This window comes from Paenibacillus sp. P2(2022), from assembly GCF_029522175.1.
GTDB classification, from domain to species: domain Bacteria; phylum Bacillota; class Bacilli; order Paenibacillales; family Paenibacillaceae; genus Paenibacillus; species Paenibacillus polymyxa.
In genome coordinates this window covers 975,562-997,601 of record NZ_JAKWFI010000002.1, presented here as the reverse complement: position 1 = coordinate 997,601, position 22,040 = coordinate 975,562, and the positions used below count along the sequence as shown (strand labels likewise).

The window sequence follows — 22,040 nt, the reverse complement described above, 5'->3', positions numbered from 1 at the left end:
AGCAAGCTTCTAACTAACCCCGCTCGACTTGCATGTATTAGGCACGCCGCCAGCGTTCGTCCTGAGCCAGGATCAAACTCTCCATTAAAGACGTTACAAAGTAACGTCAACCTGTTTCATCTTCATCTGCCCCAAGGAGAAGAACCGAAGATGAAACAATATAGAAAGAGCGATTAGCTCATGTTGAAACTGACGAGATAAAATATCTCTTTTTTGCTTCCATTTCATACAGCCAGATGGCATGTACTAAAATTTCAGCATTGGATTTTATAAATAAAATCCGTACTCACTCGTTGTTCAGTTTTCAAAGATCAAACACTTTCTCTTGATGTCAAATCAATCTCAACAGCAACTTTTATATATTATCACATTCGAACTAATTTTGCAATAACTTTTTTTTCGAGAAGTACTTCTTCCTTCAAATCCATTCTGCTTATTAGCTACCCGGCAAAACATCTTGTTTAATTGGCCGGAATAAGAATATATCACATAATGAAATCATTTAGCAAGTATTTTATCAAAAAAAAAATTAAGTTTAATTTAAAATCAAAAACAAACTCCAAAACCGATAATCGTTATGCACTTCTACTGCCTTTTAAGGAAGCACAAAGTAAGAGGATTAAAATCTGAAAAAATATAAGAAAAAAGCCGACGAAAAAATCGCCGGCTTCCCGTTAATTCCACAAAATGTTATGGAGTATGATGACTAAAATATTGGAGCGTTCCACTTGGATAAGAGTTCCACTCTCCCGGAAGGTTATAAGAGGAGGAACCGGACTTAATCCCCGATTTTCGGATAATAGTCCCGTTATTCGGCATAAATTGCGTTTTGCCGTCAGGATCACCTAAGACGTCGATCGTTACGCCGTTCTTTTTCAGAACATAGCCTGTCGTTACGTTTTTATCTGTCTCTAATAACATTATCTCATCATTATAGTATGTCGCAGGAATAATATCGAAAAAGTCATAAAAGATGGAATCGATATATATATAAGGCATACCTTTGTAAAACGAATTAATAGGCTGGCTCCACACTTTAGGAGTATTTGTAGCTAAATTGTATTGATGAATCTCAAGTGAGTATCCTGCATTTTCTATAGGCTTAGAAGTATCTCCTACCGGATTGTAAAACAGCTCAATGGCAGTACGGGTTTTATCCAAGGATAGATACTGAGAAAAATACAGTTCCTCCGGTCCTTGAGGGTTTGAGATCACTTGAAACACAGTAGAAGATCCGTTTGCTCCGATTACCCAGAAGTATTGAAAAACACCCCCGTTCCACGTCCAAACCGTCCCATTAAGAGGGGTTGGTCCAGTAAAGGTAGAATCTGCCGTACCCGAATAGACTTTAAATGAAGTTTCACCTGGGAACACTGTTGACATGTCATAAGTAATCGGATCTTTGACCCCTTGCTTAGTCCGGATTTGAATAATTCCATTCGTTGCAAGAGAGGCATTCGTTACCTGAAAATTATAGGTGGCTTTTCCGCCATGCCCATCATCCGCAGTAATCGTTACCTTGGTACTTCCTGCCTGATTACCAGGAGTAAGAGTCAGCGTTGATCCGTTAACCTCTGCATTTACCATACCGCTTGATTCAACAGTAGAAGTAAACGTCAGGACATCCCCGTCAGCATCACTGAACAATTGAGATAAGTCGTAGCTTCTTGCATTCGTAACTCCTGCAGTCAACACTTGTTCATAAATGACCGCATCTACTTGAGGCGGCTGATTAGAAGACGGGTTAGGCAAGCCGGATGATTGGACGCTGACCTGGAAGCTGGTTGAGGTTTCACCTCCACGACCATCCATAGCTGTGATTTCTATGCTCGTCGTTCCTGCACTTAGTGCCTGAATTTTCAATTGAGCTCCAGCGATTTCCGCCGAAGCAACGGACGGATCGGAAGAGGTTGCCTTAAAGGTCAACGTATCCCCATCAGGATCAGTAAAAACGGAACCTAAATCGAGTGAGTGAACCTCACCACCTATAGTAAGCGACTGGTCGGCAGGTTTAGTTTCTACTGGATTCTGATTCTCCGGAGTTCCAGCTGTGACGGTGGTTTTAAAAGTTTCGATCACTTGCCCTCCCCGGTCATCTGTTGCTTTGATCGATACTAATGTGCTACCGATCGTTAACGGTGTAAGAGTGAGCATATCCCCATAAACGTCAGCCGTCACAACAGTCGAGTCAGAAACACTAACATCGTAAGTTAAAATATCGCTATCAGGACTGGAGAAGAAATCGTTTAAGGACAATTGAATATCGCCTGTATTTATTTCTTTTATCTGGTCCGGAATCCCTGACGAAACTGGGGATTCATTGACAGTAACATCAAAATCAGTAGTGACCTCGCCCCCGCGACCATCTTCTGCTTTAAGCTGAATCGTTGCTGTTCCTGAAGAAATTGCATGGACGGTGACTTGGTTTCCGTTAACGGATACAGCAGCAACTGATGAATTCGACGATTCTACCGAAACATCCACAGGATCGCCATCGGGATCGTGAAATACAGAAGATAAATCCAGGATATAATCTGCATTGCCTAGAATCAGTGTCTGATTATCAGGCTTCTGATCTATAACCGGTTTTTGGTTAGGAACAGCGGTTACTTCCATTTGGAATGACTGGCTTGTGCTGCCTCCATGGACATCAGATGCTTTAACGGATACTGCTGTGCTGCCAATCTTTAATGGTGTAATGGTAAGCGTGTCCCCATTCAACACTGCAGTCGCAACCGAAGAATCGGAAATATCAATGCTGTATGATAACGTATCCTGCTCATGGTCGGTAAAGAAGTTGTTTAAAGATAATTGAATGTCGCCTGAATTGATTTGTTTCGTTTGATCCGGAATTCCCAAGGATGCCGGAGGTTCATTAACGGTAATATCAAAATTGGTCTTAACCTCGCCTCCAAGGCCATTTGCCGCTTTTAGCTGGATGTTTGCTGTTCCTGAGGAAACCGCATGAACCGTAGCCTGGTTTCCGTTAACAGAGACCGTTGCAATGGATGGATCCGAGGATTCTGCCGATATGGTTAGTGGATTGCTATCCGGATCAAGGAATACCGGGGATAAATCCAGGATGTAGTCCGCATCGCCAACAGTAAGCGTTTGGTTGCCTGGCTTCTGATTTACAACCGGATTTTGATTAGGTACTGCAGTTACCGCCAATTGAAACGACTGGCTTGCGCTGCCTTCACGACCATCGGATGCCTTGACGGTAACTTGGGCATGTCCTACAGTTGCCGGAGTTAATACCAATTGATCACCAGTCAGGGTAAAGGTGGCAATGGAAGAATCATCGATCGCAACCTCATAGGTCATGGGATCATTTTCAGAATCCGTAAAAAACGATCCCAAAGATAAGTTTACGTCGCCGCTCCCCAACTGCTTGCTTTGATCAGGGATACCCGATGAAACAGGAGATTCATTGACACGAACTTTGAAATTCGTTCCCGCTTTTTTCCCGGCCTGGTCATCGGCGGCAATCGTAATGGTTGCAGTCCCTTTGCCAACAGCCTTAATAAATAGATTTGTTCCCTCTACTCGAACTGTACTGATTTTTGCACTAGACGACACTGCCGTATATTTGAGCTCGGACTGCTCCTCGTCCGTAAAATGACCAAGCAAGTCAATTTGAAGTTCAGAATCGCCCACCGTTACGGCCTGATCGTCATATTTGGTCACTAACTTCGGCGCTGTATTGGTCACAACCGTAGAACGCGAGCTGCCAGAAGAAGTTGTAGTGACTCCTGATACCGTCGAAGAGGACACACCTGCTGCAAATGAAGTATTCGTGACTTGGCTGGAGGAGCTTACACTAATATTTGCTGCAGAGTTATTTACTTGTAAATTTGAAATGGTTCCAGCTACCTCCAGACTGACCGGGGTGGAACTGTTCACAGCCAATGTATTAATGGAGGCCTTGCCTGTCAGAGCTACGGACTGATCGCTGTTGACCGACATTTGCTGAATAGTCCCCTGCAACTCTACCTGCTGGGCACCGGCAAGAACATTCAACTGCAGTATCGTTGAGGATGAATCATTTTCAATCGTTGCATTGGAAGTCAATGTCATTTGATCCACCGTCGAATTTCCTTGAATGACAACGTGGACATCCTGTTTGGAGACCTCGACATCCTTCAGCTCAGATGCATCAAATAATACGGTGTTCTGGTCACCACCCTGAATATATGTTTTTCCTTGTACCGTAAATTTAGAGGCATAGAAATCATGTCCAAGGCTTGACGTAACTGTAAAGCTATTTTTGACATTCAAATTCATAACTGAAATGTAATCACCGTCAATAGTTAAGTCTCCGTCAATCGTAGAGTTATGACCATCTAATACAAGATTACCACTGAATTCGGAAGCTTGCCCTATCGGGGCTTGCCCGCTCGCATGGATGACTAGTTTGGTGATCGATTCAATGGTCCGCTGTGATGCTACAAATTGAATATCTGCTCCTTTGAGAATCTCCTGGTTAGAGGTTTGCAAGATTCCTTTAACTGAATCCGAAAGTTTATATTCAATCCCGTTAATCCAAGCCTTTCCATCCTCCACTTTTTGGAGTTGGACAACATGGTCCTTAGGGAAAAAGGTAGACATCATATACTGGGCTATATCTTGACGTTGAACAGACGATTTAGGTTTGAAAGCGGATTGATCCGTCTCCATGGAACCCGACTGTAAAGCCGTATTTACGTAAGGCCGTGCCCACGGGCTAACCCGATTCCAATCAGTAAGTTTAGCAGACTCCGTGGCGTCAGCTGCGATAGGAAGCCCGGCGGCCCGCATAAGCAGTACTGCCGCCTCCTCTCTGGTCACTACCGCTTTGGGTCTGAATTTGTTACCGTCGTCTCCATTCATGAGTCCTGCACGGTGTACAGCCTCAATATAGGGACTCGACCAACTTTTCGAGTCTACATCCGCAAAGCTGCTGGTTGCTGCTTTAGAAATAGAGAGTTGCAGAGCTTGAGTTAATAGAACCGCCATTTCTTGACGAGTCAACAAATCCGTTGGCCGATAAGATCCGGATGGGTCTCCACGCAGAAGCCCAGCTTCAATGGCTTGGAGGATGCTTGTCTTTTGCTTAGAAGCAACATTATTGATGTCTTTAAAAGGCAGGCTGGCCAGAGCTGCTCCGTTTGATGCATCACTGGCAGCAGATGCAATCGTCTGCAAGGCTGTTGGAGCAACAAGTGCAGCCAAAGCTAATGTAATCAGCCATTTATTAGGTTTAGAACTCATGATGTTCCCTCTATTCTTTTTATTCATTATGGCGCCTCGCTGCTAAAGATACCGATATTATCCGTATAATCGATTCCTTCATCAAACCATTCACTTTCCTCGTAGTGGCCTGCATTTCCATGGGTAACACCGGATTGTCTAGCTATAGTGGTATGAGGCTGAAACACCGCCGTATCAATCAACTGATTATCGTAATAGAGTGATAAAGTGACAGGTGCTGAATCATCGTTATAAAATTCCATACCCGTGGAGTAATCTATATACACATCACCAAAAAACATGGTTTCTCCTATCACAAAAGTAGCTCCACCTGGAATAAAAGCACCAGCGTCTTGACTTATCTCAATCGAATTTCCACCGTTACTGCGTTCAATTCTAATTTTTGAAGCATCCAATTCCTCAGAACCTGCATTATAGAGCTCAATAATCTGCATCATAGAGTCGCTCTCCCCCCATGCCAACTCAGAGAAGAAAAGTCCCTTTTTTTCTCCAACAGTGACTTGGAAGATCGTTTGAACGGTTCCCCCCTTCCCATCATCTGCGGTGACTGTTACTGTAGCACTTCCTAATGCAAGCGGAGTAATACTCAGTTGGTCACCGGTAACGGAAACCGTTGCTACGCCAGGGTTCGATGAATCAGCAGAATACGTTAGCAAGTCCAAATCTTCATCTGCAAAAGTTGAAGCAAGTCCGATAGTTGTGTCCATAGCACCCGCTTCTGTAGAAATATCATTAATCGCGCTTTGAACAACAGGAGCATGATTAACAGCGGGTGGAGGAGTCACCGTTAGAGTGAAATTCGTATCCACCGTGCCACCGTTTCCGTCATTTGCCGTTACCGTAATCGTGGCTGTACCCGCGTTCACTGGCGTTATTTTCAGATCGCCTCCGTTTACCGCTACCGTCACTACGCCCGTATCTGTTGTAGTTGCGGTGTATGTCAGTACGTCGCTGTCTTCATCTGCGAACACACCTGCAAGGCTCACCGTTTTGATGCCGTCTGCGACTCCTGTCGTTACATTGCTGATCGACGTTTCCACCGTCGGCGCATGGTTCACAGCTTCGGGAATCACCGGTGTGATCGTCACGTTGAACTGCGTATCCACTGTGCCGCCGTTTCCGTCATTTGCCGTTACCGTAATCGTGGCTGTACCCGCGTTCACTGGCGTTATTTTCAGATCGCTTCCGTTTACCGCTACTGTCGCCACGCCTGTATCTGTCGAAGTTGCAGTGTATGTCAGCGCATCGCTGTCTTCATCTGCGAACACACCTGCAAGGCTCACGGTCTTGATGCCGTCTGCGGCTCCTGTCGTTACATTGCTGATCGACGTTTCCACCGTCGGCGCATGGTTCACGGCTTCGGGAATCACCGGTGTGATCGTCACGTTGAACTGCGTATCCACTATGCCGCCGTTTCCGTCATCTGCCGTTACCGTAATCGTGGCTGTACCGGCGTTCACTGGCGTTATTTTCAGATCGCTTCCGTTTACCGCTACTGTCACTACGCCCGTATCTGTCGAGGTTGCGGTGAATGTCAGTACGTCGCTGTCTTCATCTGCGAACACACCTGCAAGACTCACCGTCTTAACTCCGTCTGCGGCTCCTGTCGTTACATTGCTGATCGACGTTTCCACCGTCGGGGCATGGTTCACGGCTTCGGGGATCACCGGTGTGATCGTCACGTTGAACTGTGTATCCACTGTGCCACCGTTTCCGTCATCTGCCGTTACCGTAATCGCGGCTGTTCCCGCGTTCACTGGCGTTATTTTCAGATCGCTTCCGTTTACCGCTACTGTCGCCACGCCCGCATTCGTCGAAGTTGCGGTGTATGTCAGCGCGTCGCTATCTTCATCTGCGAACACACTTGCAAGACTCACCGTCTTAACTCCGTCTGCGGCTCCTGTCGTTACATTGCTGATCGACGTTTCCACCGTCGGCGCATGGTTCACGGCTTCGGGGATCACCGGTGTGATTGTCACGTTGAACTGGCTGTTTATGGTCCCGCCCTTGCCGTCGTTCGCTGTAACCGTGACATTGGTTGTTCCTGCACTCACCGGTGTGAGAGTCAGCTGACTTCCGTTCACTGATACCCTCGCTACGTTCGTGGCAGAAGATTCTGCTGTGTAAGTCAGAGTGTCTCCATCAGCATCAGTAAAACTATTTGCCAGATTAATCTTTTTAGGCTCATCTGCTGTACTTAACGTAGTATCAGTAAACCCAGTAGTAACGCTTGGCGCATGGTTAGTCACTGAGTTTGTTGAAGTTCCACCTCCAGAGGAAAATGTCACGCTACTCGACGTAGCTGTAGTCGCTTCATGAACCGTCCCGTCAGCCGACTGAATTTTTCCAATCTGTTTTTGTACTTCGTTGTAATTTTGGATAACTTGTGAAACAGATACATCTTTAGGCAGCTGAATCATTTCAACTTTAAAATTCGGGTTCAATGTCACTTTAGCATTTGCGTTGGCAACTTTAAGCTCCCCAATTGTCCCTGTTCCTTTAATAGAAATACCATTGTTGGAATTCACAATAAGATGGTTTGCATTTCCATTCAGTTGGGTATTAGAGACACCGTCGTTAAGCTCGATTACTCCTTTGATATCTCCTTTAATCTGAACACCATCACCTGAAATTCGAAGCAGACTGCTTTCCGGTAGACCATTGGTGTTTAACACAACATCTTTTTGCACGATCTCCAATTGTTGCAGCCCGTCCACATTACGATTGCGCGAATTAAACTTTAATATAGCTCCTTTTAACGCATCTTTATTGGAGTTTCCGATCAACTCTTTCAACTTTCCTTCTATTAAATAAGGAACATTATCAATCGTTACAATGTCTCCATCAATGCTATTGATCGTAGCTGTTTGCTCTTGAGTTTTGAAAATATCCAAGAGAAAAGGAGCAATATCCTCCCTTTTTACTTCACCTGTGGGATTGAGCTTGCTGTCATGAATGTCAATTAAGCCCAGACGAAGTGCCGTATCTACCGATCCAGCCGCCCATTGGCTTACCAAGGACTGATCTTTGGGCAAAATGCTTGATCCGCCCTCTGCATTAACCCCTCCAACTGCACGAACAAACACGGCTGCCAGCTCTTCACGTGTAACAGGATCGTTCGGACGGAAATTCCCTAATCCATCCCCGGATAGAAATCCAGCTTTTTGTGCGGCCTCTATATATGGCGCAGCAAATTGTTTACTTTGCACATCTTTAAAAGTAGAAGAACTCGAAACAGGGTCCAATTTTAAAGCTCTGACCAATAATACTGCCAGTTCCTGACGAGTTAATGTTGCTGCAGGGCGAAAGGTTCCTTGAGGATCTCCCGATAAAAGCCCCTGGCGTACAGCTTCTTGGATGGCTGCCATTTTATCACTCGTCGTCACATAGGATGTATCTGAAAACAAATTATCGGCAGGCGTTGCAGCGTAAGCAGAAGTACCAAACGTCGCCTGAAGAGCAACAAGAGCGGCTGCCCACTTAAGTGAATAAACCTTCAATGGTTGTACCTCCTAATTTTACTTTTGAGTAAAACGATCCTATTCGATCTTCGAAATGTTTTTACATAATTCAAAATTAATAAAGCCTGTTCACTGAATTTATCGATAAATAATGCGTTTATATTAATTTTTATTCATATATTTGTCGAAAAAAAGTGATTTATGTCGTTTCAATTAATATATATGAAAGCTCTGAACCAATTCTGAACAAAAGTTATTATAATGATGCTAGTTGCATTAAGTCCCCAACTCTATTCTTCAAATAACTCATTTCCGCGTGTGATTTATCGAAATCCTCTCTTAACCGCGACTCTTTTTCTATAAAAAAATAATCGCAGGCTAGATACCTGCGATTATTTTTAAGTAAGACAATCTTATTCGAAGTATAGAATTACGTTATAAAATGATTAGTTTGCCAAGATTAGCATTGTCGACAATTGTGCGCGTTCATTTTACATTGGAAAGCAGCAGCTTCTCGTACCGTTCCGGGAAAACTGCTGCTTTCATGTTCTTATTACACTTTGGCACTTGCAAAATGAGCATGTTATCAAACAATCAGGATAAGCGGTACCGATTAACAGTGTTGGGATTGGAACAACGTGCAGTTTGAGCAAAAGGTGCGTGATGCGATCTACGGCTTTTTCCAGAGGAGAAGTGATCCACATGGCAATGACAAATCGGGTTACTTGATTAAGCTTACTTAAAGCTAGTAAAAGAGTGTTACATTTGAGGCGCAAAATACATTTGTTATTCGCATTGTTTTCGGACGTAACTAGTCCGTAGATAACAAAAAAGCTAGGTTTACGAATTATCAACATAATCCGTAAACCTAGCTTTCGAAGAGTCTTACTTAAGGTTGTATTTTTTGTTAAAGCGATCCACACGTCCACCGATATCCACGTTTCTTTGTTTACCAGTGAAGAACGGGTGGGAAGCGGAGCTAGTATCTACGCGGATAACTGGGTATGTGTTGCCATCTTCCCATTCCATCGTTTCTTGCGAATACTTAGTGGAAGCACTCAGGAAAGAGAATCCACAGCTAGGGTCTAAAAAGATAACTTTATTCAATGTTGGATGAATATCTTTTTTCATTTGTTTCACCTAATCTTTCATGTAGTTTTAGTTTCAAACTCAAACGTACTGCAGCAATGCTCCATCAGTTAGCAAAAAGAGCGGTTATGTCTCAGAAAAAAAGACGACAGATCGTAACAGTTGCGCTCAAGGTCGTAAACGACAAGCGAACGATGCCGTATATATCGCATCGCCCATTACACGAACGCTCCGTATCTTTCGTCAGCCTCCATCGTTATATAAGCATATTGTGAATGGTTCTCCGGCTCGTCCTGCATGCTGACATCAGCATAGGATAACTCGGTGGCCACGTGCTTTCGATTCAAAAGGCAAAGCGTGCCATGTAGCTTAGCATCTATCAAACAACCATGAAAAGAAGCCATCCTCTTAGGTGCTAGCTTTAACTTTGGACACTCTGTCCACTGGACTAATTCAAGTTTTCGCCGGTTCCATAACGCAGGCTTTATGCAAACTTAACAGGCTCCGCTCACGAAGCAGAATCATTCAGGTTGCTATGCAGCAAACCTCAAATTATCTAGTTTCACGATGAATCGTGTACTTTTTCAAACGCGGAGAGTATTTTCTCATTTCAATACGCTCCGGATGATTTCTTTTGTTCTTGGTTGTTGTATAGTTGCGATCACCGGATTCGGTGCATGCCAAGGTAACAATAACGCGCATTTGTTCTTCCTCCTCAATTGGAATACATGGTATACAATTACAATAGTAATTTTTACGATTAGTTCTATTCTATAATTCATGCTCCTCTTTGTCAACCTTGGAGTCGCGGTTTGTTGCTTCTTTTACCGTGTTCCAGCGATTACGGTACTGTACTAGCTTAGGATGAAGTTCCAAGGGTTCACTCGAAAGCACCAACCTGACGTTTCTAATCCATTCTCCAAAGGATACATAGGAAGCGCACAAATTAGCAGTTTCAGGACTCATATACAAAAAAAGCGGAGTTGCATACTTTTCCGCCAAAAAACGAATGGCTGCTTCAATCGGCGTATACTTTTTTCGCTTACCTTCCCAGTTCTCAATCACAACAGCACTCAAAGCCTGCTCTCGCTGCCACTCTCCCAGCTCGTCGACCCGCTTATAATACGAGCGTACTGGCTGCTTCCACATTCTTCTGACGGTTTCTTCATGTAGTGGATACAGCACCAACTTTGTAAAAGATAGTGCAGCCCCCGTTTCGGCAAAAAGCTCCAGCTCACTGGCTGTAGTCTGCTCAAACGTATCATAGTAGACCATAGTCCCTTTGTGCGTTTCGATTGGTGGTTCATAACCATAGGGTACATATTGAAGGTTTCTTGTCATGCTGGGCACTCCGTCCTTCCATAGAAAATTTCTCCTTCTATATTATACCCTTGTTATGGCATGAGCTTACATAAAATGTTTATCCTTATTCGACAGCAGGCCTATTGCCACGTGCCCCTCGCCGGAACTGCAACGCATAAAGCCCCATCGTCACAAGTGCAATCAGCGCAAGCACCGTAAATATATTGCTAAAATTGAACACCTGGACATTAGATACAACAGGATTCAAATGAAAGGACGAGGAACTATCTAACGTTTTGCCCAAAATACTTGTTGTGATCGCCCCGGCAATGAAATTCAACAGAGATAACAGCCCCATTCCAACACCAATCTGATCTTTCGACAAAGTACGAGAAATTGTGTTGGACATGGCAATCTGCATAAAGGTCTGACCTACATTCCCGAAAATAAGCAAAAACAAAATCAGATACGGAGACGCACCTACAAACGTGGACAAGCTGATAAAGCAGATAAATAATAGCGATACGGCTGTATACACCAGAACTGAATTCCCTTTGCTATCGGCCAAGCGCCCCCCTTTTTTTCCTAATAGAGCTGACGCAATAGCAGCGGGAAACATAATCAGTCCAATCGTTGCTGGTGTAAGCTGGTTGAGACTATTCAGAAACTGTGGTGCCAAGTAAGGCAATCCAAAGCTAATCCCCGTCCCTAAAAAAGCGATAAGAAGCCCATATGAATATTGCTTGTTACGGAACAGCTTCGGCTGGATGAACGGATCGTGGGCAGTATTAATGCGCCATATAAACAGTCCAAATAAAACCACACCGATCAGAAAAAATACCATATTGGCTTGTGAAATGGAAAGCAACAAGAAGGCCACTGTTCCACCCAGCAATAATCCACCCAGAAAATCAAACTTCTGATCCTCTCCTCGCTGATCGTCCAAGTATTTGCGAAAGAACGGCAAAGCGATCAGTGGCAGCATGGAAATGACGAACAGAAAACGCCAGCTCGCAAATCCTGTAATCAAACCAGAAATAATAGGAGCCAGTGCAGTGCCTAATGCTAAGCCGATTGCTGTGACGCCCAAAGCTCGCCCTCTTTTTTCAGCCGAGAAATAACGAACAGGAACAATCATAGCAGTTGCCGGAATAACAGCAGCCCCTGTGGCCTGAAGCAAACGAGCTACAATTAACATCCAAAATTGATTGGCCAACAGCCCAATAAGCGAGCCTAGTGCAAAAAAGATAATCCCAAATGTCAGCAAATCCTTGAGACGATACTTATCTGCCAGCTTACCGTAGGTCACCGAGCCAACCGCATACACGATCATATAACCCGTCAGCAGCCAGCTTACATCGGAGGCACTAATATGAAATTTCTCCCGGATCACAGGCATTACTACATTAAACATAAAAGCGTTCATCACTGAAAAAACAAGTGTGAAGGCCAAAACACGCATAAGCTTATCCGCATTGGGATAAGTTTGTTCTTTTATCATTTGGTTTCTCCCTCTCCTGTTAACACCTTATCTAGGTGACTTTTTATAGCTTATGGATTCCCCATCCGGGCACATTTTTCTATTTATCCGTTCAAACGCAGGTATTCGCAGGACGGTAATCGTGAAGAATTTTTTTGAGCAAACCGCGCAGCGCCTCTGACTCTCCGACAGATAACGTTTTGCCTACGGAGCTTTTAATTTGCTCAATGGTACGTTCGGCTACCTTGTGAATCTCCAAGCCTTCCTCGGTCAAATAGATTTGCTTCATTCGCGCATCTTCCGGATGACTTTGGCGTACTGCCCAGTTTTTCTTAACGATCCCGTTAACCAGGCTGGTAACACTTGATTTATCAATAAGCAATAGCTTTTCCAAATCCGTATTGGTGACTCCAGGCGACATCGCCAGTATATAGAGCGTCTGCGATTGTGGGGAGGTAAGCCCCAAAGGGCGCAGTGCTGTTTCAATCTCACGCCGGACGGTGGTGAAAATCCATTTAATTAAATACATCGTGCTCTCTTCCTCCCATGGAAGACAAACGGGGTACACCTCACTTCCCATTTTACTGCTAACCTCCATATCTATCGAATTTTAATAGTTTGAATTCCAACTAATTTTAATCAGCCGCCTATTTGGTGTCAATACCTTCGTAAAATGATCGTCTATTAAATACAGCCAGTTTCAAAATAACGAATACATTCTATATATACTTATACATAGCAAAAAAACAGGCCCTGAAAGGAACCCGTCTTTTTACTGTCTATAGTTGCTTAGTCCGCAGTTTTCACTTGAACTAGCGGATAATCTTTCCCATCAACGGTAACCGTGCTAGCATCATTTAGCTCTAGCCGTTGCCAAATGGTCAACAACGTACGATAAGGATACTTGTCGAGGTCATATTCCGTTATTCCTGTACCATTATCGGACGTGCTGGTCGTGGTTTTATCAGTTGCTATACCGCTACCCTCAGTTGATATCTCTGAAGTCGCGCCTCCATCTGTGTTGTCTGTCACTGCTCCAGTCTGATCAGCGGTTTTTCCGCTGGATGTACCGTTCAGATCTGTAGAACCACCACCTGTGGATTCTCTGTCTGCTGTCTTACTTTTGGTGGTAGCTCCCTCAGTGTTAACGTCACCGGACGAACCATTGTTAGCTTTACTGGCTGCTTCCTTATCATTCTGTTCAGCAAGCGTAAAATTTTCGTATGAGTGCTCCTGTTGATCCGCGCCGACAATGACGAGTTTTTTAGGCTTAAATTCTGCCTGCTCTGCCGATGTTTGAAACGCAAACAACAGCTTGACCATTTTCGTAGTGGACTTGGTATTAGGTACATGTGTCACTATTGCAGTAGGCTCCTCTTTTACCGGCACTATAGGCTCTACTGGCTGTTGTACAGGCTTTGGAGCAGCGGCAGGCGTTGGTGTGTCAACAGATCCGATTACCCCGGTTGCTTTCAGGCCGCCTAATGTACCTGCAATAATGATTAATACGATCCCGGAAATCACCCCGCCTTTGCGGAAACGACGAAGCGTTTTGACCAAAGGCGTATCTGTCTCACGCTTTGCTGCCAAATAGAAATTTTTAAACACAGGCTTAGCAGATTCAAAATATTGACGCCAAAGCGTCTTTTTATGCAGTCCCTCTCGTCCTTCCTTTTGGAAGAATAAAAGCAACGCACGCCGATAGGCTGGCTCAAAACCACCACGTGGAGTAGCAAACTCAGCGTGTTCCTCCGACCAGCGGATAAAGCGGTACATCGTATCGTTATCCTTCGCCCATTTGCGGATCGAACTGACCAGGCGAGCAAAATCCAGTATTCCCTCGCCAGTACCATCAGAACGATAGAAAGCTGGCAACAGACGGGCAAAATGGCCTTCTGCAAGCTGCTGGGGCAGCCAACCATAAGCCCAATCTTGCACCTTTTCTACTTCGCTTGGCTCCAGACCGTCTAGCACCGATGGTTCCGGGTCCTCCGTGTTAAACCAATCATAAGCCGCAATCAATCGCACGGCTTGTCCCTTGAGAGGAGCAGGCAACTTTCCAACCCACTGTACCAAATCGGGCCGTGTGAAAAACGGAATCTGTACGACCTGATCAGGTGAAATTTCTTTAAGCTCTACTTCAGTGAGCAAATACCGATCCGCTGCTTCCTGTAAGCGCTCTGTCAATCCAGATTGCTCCAGCGGGGACAGTGTGCCCACGGCAGAACTACTGTCCCATTGACGCAAGCGTTCGTGAATGGCAGCCACAGCCTCTACCGGCTTTCTCTCAGCACGTAGCTTGCCCATCAATGCAGATTCGGCCAAAAGCTGAAAGTCGGCATTCGCCGACACTTCGATATACCGACTGCCCCATTCATGCACCACGGCCAACAGGCCCTTTACATCAGGCGTTCTTTTCATCTGACTGTCCATGTAGGGAATGAACAGCATTTTGGTGAGTGCCGGATTACCCAGTACTTTCGTAAAATAGGCCTTGCCTAATGACGGATTCTCTTCAATCGTATGATAAATATATGTGACTGCTTCCGTATTCCTGGCAGTATAAGCATTGTTTAGCGAACGGATTAAATATTCCACCAGCCGATTTTCGCTGCTACGTGCATGAACTTTATAATAGTCCTTGAAGCAATCGACCAGCCCTACATCCGGAATATGCCCATCCTTCACCCGATCAAACTCATGATCAAAAAATGAAAGAAACAGATCATTCAGCCGCATTTTACGTGGTAGCGCATCAGATGGCGATAAATAATCAGTCAAGCTTCGTAATACAGCGATTCGCTGCTCGTTGTATAATGACCGCTCTCCCTGCTCAATTCTGTACAGCGTAATGAGCTCATGATAGCTGGAGGGCAATAGTTCACGTCCTGCCTCCATGCCTGCCAGCATTTGCTCGGCAAATTTGAGAAAATCGTCCGCAGCCCCGCCATTCAATAGCGTACGGACAATCCAGTCAAAATAAGGCTGTTTCACCTGTTCTGCATCCACATTCAGTATTCGACTATTGTTAGAGAGGTCAAATACAAAGTCCTTTTCTACATTCCGATCACCGGGACGCAAGCTGAAAGGCTCAACGAACATTAAGTGAATGCCTTTTCTGCTGTTCGGTTCCTGCGCATATGTAAGAAATCCGAGTCTGTTGCGAAATGCATAAGGCAGTGCCGCGTACAACACACCCAGCAGTTGCTTGGCTGAGGATGCTACCGCTTCTGCTGGCACATTCAGCGCTACATATACCTTTTTGCGACCCGCGGCTGACATCATGACTGCGTACAAGAGCTGCTTGAACACTTCTTCGCTCAGCTGCAATTGAGCCAGTACTGCAGACGGGTCAACAGCGGGAAATACACTACCACCTGGTAGACGCTCTAATTCCGGTAATTCCGTTCCCTGCTCAATATCATAGGTATCGACAAACGAAGTGTTCAGCCACTGCTTATAATCAGATGGAGACTCACCATGTCCGGCCGGAATCACATAGTTATGCGTAAAAAATGCGCTCCGCAGCCCAGTGAAATCCGCTGCTTTATAAATACTGCGTCCGAGCACTACATCCCCGGACTCTGTCCGTACCAGATGTAAAGCTTCTGGATAGACACTCTCCTGCTTCTCACCACGCGCTGTCAATGCCGCAGGCGCATCATACACACATAAAGGATGCAACACCTTTTTAATAAATGAAGTATCCAGTCCTTTGGAATTAGCCACGGTATCAAAGCCTTCGGTAGAACGGAAAATACCACGCCGTTCCCGTGTGTACATCTGCTGCTGTATCATACGAGAGGTAGGATAACTCACTGTGATTCTCTCCCCTCGATGTACTTCAACTTGTATAGCAGCCAAATGAATGGCTCATCTACACGGATCGGACTAACCAACCCTTGCAGCTTTTGCTCCACCGGATTGCTACCTAGAGCAGAAACCGCGAAATAGGCTGTATCTGTAAAATATACATCCATTGTGCCCTTGAACGGCTTATCCACCTTCTCGATAAAGCGCCGAACTTCGCCATCAATGTTCGAGAACTCATCCAAATCCATGTATTTGCGATGTTCCATTGGATTAAAAATATTGCTGTTCGTCTTGATATACGTGCCTTCTTCATCTGCCAGCGCAGTAAGCATGTCGCTTTTGGTCAGGACCACAGCGGTTGGAATGTCCGTCTTGCCTTTTTCCTGGTATGCGATAAAGTCACCGAACATCGTAAGTACGACATCACGCGGCTCATCATATTGCGAGACCCATTCACCAGGCTTATCGCCGAGATTAATCTTAATACGTTCCCGGATAGAACGGATTTGCAGTGGATCGACCATAAAAAGAATACCCGCAGAATTTTTAATATGCTGTCCATGCAGTCCCAGATAGTCCTGATCGACCATCCCCTCACCAGCTACATCAAAAAACACCAAAGTCAATGGTGGCTTTTCCTCATCTTTAAATACAAACTGGAAAATAAAAGGCTCTTGCATCTTTTCTTTTTGCGTCGATGTAAGCAGATCGCCTCGTTCAAACAGTGGTTCCTCATACATCGTGCGGAACTTGCGGCTGATCTCTGCATTGAGCGGCATGCAAGCCGCGTCAAAATGGTCGGCCGTCACATGCTGCAGCGTGTGAATCAGAGAGGTCATATATACAGATTTCCCCGCCTGTGAAGCTCCAATAATTGAAATAATATTGCTCGGCACCTTGCCTGCGGTTACAGGCAGCTCGTTATGGCAGTGTGGGCACAGTCGGTGACGCGTCAGCTCACCGTAACGGTCCGTTAGACCTGTCAGCACATGTTCTGAATACAAGCGATGCTCCTCAGGTACATCATAGGGATGAAGAATTGCCTCCATATCATGCACACTATCCAAGCCAAAACGCTCCCGATATTTGTTCAACAGCTCATCTTCACCCAAAGCGTAATCCTCATCATCTTCGCGGTGATGAGAAGCACGGAATACCACTTCCTCTGGTGAAAATTTACTAAAGCAATAAGGGCACACAATATCATAGAATAACGGCCGTGGCTCGGCCTGTGGCTTTCTTCTGAATAAATTGCTAAGAAAACTCATCGGTTGTGGCCTCCTTTCATTCAGGGACTAATTCATATATCGTGCCATACTTCTGACCGTCCGTAAAAAACAGCCGCACATACTCATCTCCCCCCACTTCAATAGCGGGTAAAACATTCCGTCCTGCGGCAAAGGGTGCCGTGAACGCATACAAGGTTCCATCGTCCCGGTCTGCCGGATAGCCACCGCGCTTTTTCACGTAGCAAAGCGCCTCCTGCGGAACAGGAACTTCGGCTGTCACCTGAATCTGGACTGTTTTGCGGCTGCGAAACCAGCTTTTCTTATGGTGAACCGCATATTTGATTTTAGCCCTACCTGTGCTCAACTCCAGTTGGTTGGCTCCGTCTTGCTGGCGGATTACAAAGGTTTCACCAGCCTCCCGAACAGCTGGATACACGGTATACCGCACACGTCCAATGCCTTCAATTCGGTCACGATAGCTGCCAGCGGCCTTATATTCCTCGCGTGTAAAAAGCTTCAGTCCAGAAGTCGGTGCTTCATTCTGTCCATTCGCACCTGTATCAGCTGATTGTTTGGCAATATAGACCACGGCTACGCCTTCAGGCCACTGCCAGCGTAACACAACCCGGTTGTCGTCAATTTTGTGGCTCAGCTCCGAAATCACAGGATCATCGGGCTGTGCATCCCTATACTGCATAAGTTCCCGCCTCCCGTTCTAAAACCCACTGTTACGTCGATTGCGCGTCGGGCCTTCTGGTGTCCCTCTCCGGTGGCCTGACGGTCCCCCCTGGCTCCCACCACCAGAAGATCGGCGAGTATTTTCCGCAATCGGCAGAACAAGCGAAAAGACAGCAATAAGGGCCGCCAGTACGAGCGCTGCCAGCAAACGAATCATCAAGTCACCTATAGGCGAGCCAGATAACCCTCTTTCCAAAATCAAGCCAGCGAGCAAGCCGGCTGGAACTCCACCAATTGCGAAATTCCTCGCGAGAAAACGGTTATCAAACATCAATCCAAGAGCCAACCCTAATAGAACCCCAATGATAACTAGAGCCGTTACGCGATAAATGGCAAAATACAGACTGTCGGCATACTCACCTGTCCGCTCCGTTACCAGCGTGCGATCACCAATTTTGTTATATATTTTACCGAACGCCTGAGTAAGTCCTTGGGCATTAGCTACATTAGAATAAGTTCCGCCCGTTAGGCTGGCAATATTTTGCAACAAAGCTATACCTTCCGATTCTGCCAGTTTCAGGCCGATCGTATTAATCGGAATCTGACGGGCAATGTAAGGCGCCAAGGCGGTTTGCGTATCCAGTTCGCTAAAGCCGTCAGAGAGCATAATAACGAGAGAACCTTTTTCCGCATTGCCTTGGGTTTCAATCTCCTTGATCGTCTCGTCCAAAGCAAGCCCGATCTCTGTACCGCCTGACATTATAGTCTGCATACTATCGATTTTGGAATATACCGCTTGCTTCTCTGCGTCTGTGCCAATAGGAGTAAACGGCTGTACCAACTGCGCAGTGGATTCAAAAGAAACAATGGCTACGCGCTTATCACCATCCATTTGCCCAATTAGACTCTTGGCAGCGGTTAGGCGCTCATTATCGGGATCTGTTTGCTGCATACTCCCGGAATTATCAATCACAAGCACGAGGTCCTGTACACTCTTGCGCCCTTCAGGGTTAACCTGATATCCCAGTTCCAATAGCAGACCTGCCACGAACAACATGACCAGCGTAGCAGGTACCAGTAATTTCCAAGATAATCCGGAGTATCGTTGTCGCCATGAATGTCCATTTAATTGTGGCGAAATCAGTTCGCCGATAAGGCAGCCTAGACCAATGCACAGCGCCATGATGCCAAAATATAGCCCGATCACAATGATATGCGGCCAGTGGCCTATTAATTTGTGAAGAATAAGCTCTCCCAAGATGAAGCCTACTACAGCGCCCAGCAAGCCAAACACCAATAGGAGAACGTTAAATTTACGTTGCTTCATAAGATTCGTTGCTTCCTTCCATCATTAAAGTAGGATAATTATGGCTACCGCAATTCCGGCAACCGGTCCACGTCGATTCCATGAAACACGAAACCATTCGCAGTATATGTCTCATAATACGTTTTGCCGTTGCGGTAAACCATCAGATCCTCCAGATGGAAGCCGCCCATCAAATGCAGTTTTTCCACCCCGCTGCTGCGACGCTCATGCACAAAACCCAGCTTGTAAATTCGCGAAGTAATGTCCACTTCCATCGCATAAGGAAGAAACTCGCCTTCGTAATCACCAAAGAAGTACTTTTCTTCATACCGATGCTCATGGGTGTAGTCGAGCAAACGTACATTAATTCCGCCATGCTCTTCTAACGTTTGATACAGTTTTTTAAACAGTTCATCCTTTGGAACGACCAGCCGATTTTCATATGCAGCAGCTACATTGGCACGACGTAATAATTCTTCTTCGAATGTCTGATTAAATGGCTGTGAGCTGAGAATCAAGGTACGGCAGGTCTGTGTAAGTCTATCCACCAGCGCGGATAAACCTCCATCCAGCAATCCAGATACAGGTCCCATATGCCGGGTGTCAAAGAATATAGATTTTCCCCGCTTGCTTTCTAGCTCACGCATGACATCCTCTGTCACACGCTCATAGTACTCGAACAGGTTTTGGCCTGTGTAACTGTCAGCCTGCCGAATACTGTCCGTTGCAGTTTGATGCAGGTCACGCTCTAGGTTGGCAAGCTGTACTGTAATATGCTTGGCCTGTGCATGCCATTTTTCCAATGCCAGCTCATAGCGGCGAAGTAGCTCCAAATCCACTTGAATCCGCAACATGTGCAATTTATGTCCGTAGACTGTCTCGGTCAGATAACGGATCAAGCTGCGCACATTATGTTTATCCATAAGTGGCAGTCGTTGAAAGGGCTGATCCTCCACTCGTCCGCTATACAGCGCATCCAGTTCGGCTGCACTAATCTGCAAATCATTGGACGTATCACGAATCAGTCCCCGAATAGCCGTAAGCACATTTCCTGTTTGATTTTCATCTGTCCAATCTGTCAGCTCGAAAAAGCCGATATGAGGATGTTCTTTAGCAGCTGTATTCACAGCCATCTGCAAACGCAAATCCGCCTGAAAATCTCCCAAGCGTTTATGTACGATCCGTTCGCAGTTGTCACGGAAAAAGGCTTCACAGCCCTGACCAAACAAGGCTTCCTCTGCTTCACGTAATGTCATTCGTTTCAACGAGCCGTAACTGGCTCCGCTGGTCATTAGTGCGCTCATGTCCATGATCGCCTCATTGTCAGGAACTAGATCATTTCGCGTGCGGCCACGCTCGGCAGCATCTAAACCAAAATAATTTAGCTTATCACGTATGTCCCACTCTTGCTCGGTTCTCATACGCTCTAACAACTTCACATAAAAGTGATACAACACCGTAAGGGCAATCGATTGATTAGGGCGGTTAACTCGGGAAAATCCAGCCGACACATAACCCTGCCGCCCGGATTCCGTCATGATGTTGTTCTTAAACGATGTATTATTGTAGCCCCCATCCTGTGACCGATAGGAATCTCCTGCCTGATAACGGTTTTTTAGAAGCTGAATGTGACAAATAATATCACAGCTCTCGCGCAGACTATTCGGTACCGTTACGCCGCGCTCATTCTTGTCTGACAGCACATAGACAAGATCAAACAACGGAGATGGAGCATGGGATACCGGGATGGTCAATTTGTCCTCGGTCATATGCAGCGGTGCGGTAAACGTATATGCTGGGCTCTGGATATAATCCAACTCCCGCATAAAAGCAACGGACGTTGCACTCCTGTAGCCGAATTGGGCAGTCTGATCGCTTTCGCTCACCAACACATACAGATCCATTTGTACTGATTTAAAAGATTGCGCAAAAATATACTCTGCCAACAGCGTAATTTCAGGAATTAATACGTTCATGGGATCATCCGCTGTTGTCAAGATCGACAAATGTACACGCTCGAACGAGGAATACAACCGTCCGTAATCGGCCAGATGTCCACTAGCACGGCGCAACGCGGTGTTAAGTTCAATTAACTTCGATTCATGGGTATAAAAAGCCTGGTGCAAGTCACGGCGTAGCGTTTGGTGGCTACTTTCTTCCGGTACTGCTATCGTATGAACGATGGCATCCACCGAGCGGTCTACAGCCGCATGCTCATCCTGTGAGCGAATCTGAATATAGGTTACCCCTGTGCTGTTATCCCACTTGGTCCGGTTGATATCTGCAATTGTGTTCATCACCGGGCTCATGCGATCGCCGATAAAAAGAAACACGGACGGGAAATGGATGCTGCTGCGTCCATCCCCGCTTCCGATTAATTGGTCCTCTGCGGCTGCATAGTCAGCCGCATAACGTAACAGCTGCTCTCTCAT

Annotated in this window: 12 protein-coding genes and 1 rRNA gene; all 13 read right to left on the bottom strand. The window is 45.7% G+C overall.

Features of this window, described 5'->3' with window-relative positions; genetic code table 11:
- Window positions 1-88, bottom strand: a 16S ribosomal RNA gene (locus MMB75_RS11895); the annotation flags it as partial.
- 602 nt (window positions 89-690) lie between these two features.
- Complete coding sequence (locus MMB75_RS11890; RefSeq protein ID WP_277507810.1) at window positions 691-5,250, bottom strand: S-layer homology domain-containing protein; 4,560 nt, start codon at window positions 5,248-5,250, stop codon at window positions 691-693.
- Window positions 5,251-5,276: 26 nt separating this feature from the next.
- Window positions 5,277-8,750, bottom strand: a complete 3,474-nt coding sequence (locus tag MMB75_RS11885) for an S-layer homology domain-containing protein (RefSeq protein WP_045243805.1) — start codon at window positions 8,748-8,750, stop codon at window positions 5,277-5,279.
- Window positions 8,751-9,596: 846 nt separating this feature from the next.
- A complete protein-coding gene (locus MMB75_RS11880; protein WP_016821159.1) occupies window positions 9,597-9,842 on the bottom strand; it encodes a type B 50S ribosomal protein L31 in 246 nt (81 codons plus the stop codon).
- Window positions 9,843-10,352: 510 nt separating this feature from the next.
- On the bottom strand, window positions 10,353-10,502 hold the full coding sequence (gene rpmG / locus MMB75_RS11875) for a 50S ribosomal protein L33 (protein WP_013370941.1): 150 nt from the start codon (window positions 10,500-10,502) through the stop codon (window positions 10,353-10,355).
- A 69-nt stretch (window positions 10,503-10,571) separates the two neighbouring features.
- Entirely contained in the window at window positions 10,572-11,141 is a 570-nt protein-coding gene (locus MMB75_RS11870) for a hypothetical protein (RefSeq protein ID WP_016821157.1), read from the bottom strand.
- Between the two features lie 85 nt (window positions 11,142-11,226).
- Window positions 11,227-12,603, bottom strand: a complete 1,377-nt coding sequence (locus tag MMB75_RS11865) for an MFS transporter (protein ID WP_016821156.1) — start codon at window positions 12,601-12,603, stop codon at window positions 11,227-11,229.
- Window positions 12,604-12,694: 91 nt separating this feature from the next.
- Window positions 12,695-13,162 (bottom strand): MarR family winged helix-turn-helix transcriptional regulator, encoded by a 468-nt coding sequence (locus MMB75_RS11860; RefSeq protein ID WP_016821155.1) that lies wholly within the window; start codon window positions 13,160-13,162, stop codon window positions 12,695-12,697.
- A 209-nt stretch (window positions 13,163-13,371) separates the two neighbouring features.
- Entirely contained in the window at window positions 13,372-16,401 is a 3,030-nt protein-coding gene (locus MMB75_RS11855) for a GAP1-N2 domain-containing protein (protein ID WP_016821154.1), read from the bottom strand.
- The gene (locus tag MMB75_RS11850; RefSeq protein ID WP_016821153.1) at window positions 16,398-17,663 is read right to left on the bottom strand and encodes a TRAFAC clade GTPase domain-containing protein; all 1,266 of its coding nucleotides are present in this window, start codon (window positions 17,661-17,663) and stop codon (window positions 16,398-16,400) included. The genes MMB75_RS11855 and MMB75_RS11850 overlap by 4 nt, the downstream gene beginning before the upstream one ends.
- A gap of 16 nt (window positions 17,664-17,679) precedes the next feature.
- The gene (locus MMB75_RS11845) at window positions 17,680-18,321 is read right to left on the bottom strand and encodes a hypothetical protein (protein WP_016821152.1); all 642 of its coding nucleotides are present in this window, start codon (window positions 18,319-18,321) and stop codon (window positions 17,680-17,682) included.
- Between the two features lie 18 nt (window positions 18,322-18,339).
- On the bottom strand, window positions 18,340-19,629 hold the full coding sequence (locus MMB75_RS11840; RefSeq protein WP_016821151.1) for a vWA domain-containing protein: 1,290 nt from the start codon (window positions 19,627-19,629) through the stop codon (window positions 18,340-18,342).
- A gap of 44 nt (window positions 19,630-19,673) precedes the next feature.
- Complete coding sequence (locus MMB75_RS11835) at window positions 19,674-22,040, bottom strand: transcription initiation factor TFIID (RefSeq protein ID WP_039277215.1); 2,367 nt, start codon at window positions 22,038-22,040, stop codon at window positions 19,674-19,676.

Excerpts from the sequence above, each read along its gene's own strand:
- MMB75_RS11890 (WP_277507810.1), bottom strand. The coding sequence starts at position 5,250 with ATGAGTTCTAAACCTAATAAATGGCTGATTACATTAGCTTTGGCTGCA.
- MMB75_RS11880 (WP_016821159.1), bottom strand. The coding sequence starts at position 9,842 with ATGAAAAAAGATATTCATCCAACATTGAATAAAGTTATCTTTTTAGAC.
- rpmG (WP_013370941.1), bottom strand. The coding sequence starts at position 10,502 with ATGCGCGTTATTGTTACCTTGGCATGCACCGAATCCGGTGATCGCAAC.
- MMB75_RS11870 (WP_016821157.1), bottom strand. The coding sequence starts at position 11,141 with ATGACAAGAAACCTTCAATATGTACCCTATGGTTATGAACCACCAATC.
- MMB75_RS11865 (WP_016821156.1), bottom strand. The coding sequence starts at position 12,603 with ATGATAAAAGAACAAACTTATCCCAATGCGGATAAGCTTATGCGTGTT.
- MMB75_RS11860 (WP_016821155.1), bottom strand. The coding sequence starts at position 13,162 with ATGGGAAGTGAGGTGTACCCCGTTTGTCTTCCATGGGAGGAAGAGAGC.
- MMB75_RS11850 (WP_016821153.1), bottom strand. The coding sequence starts at position 17,663 with ATGAGTTTTCTTAGCAATTTATTCAGAAGAAAGCCACAGGCCGAGCCA.
- MMB75_RS11845 (WP_016821152.1), bottom strand. The coding sequence starts at position 18,321 with ATGCAGTATAGGGATGCACAGCCCGATGATCCTGTGATTTCGGAGCTG.
- MMB75_RS11840 (WP_016821151.1), bottom strand. The coding sequence starts at position 19,629 with ATGAAGCAACGTAAATTTAACGTTCTCCTATTGGTGTTTGGCTTGCTG.
- MMB75_RS11835 (WP_039277215.1), bottom strand. The coding sequence starts at position 22,040 with ATGAGAGAGCAGCTGTTACGTTATGCGGCTGACTATGCAGCCGCAGAG.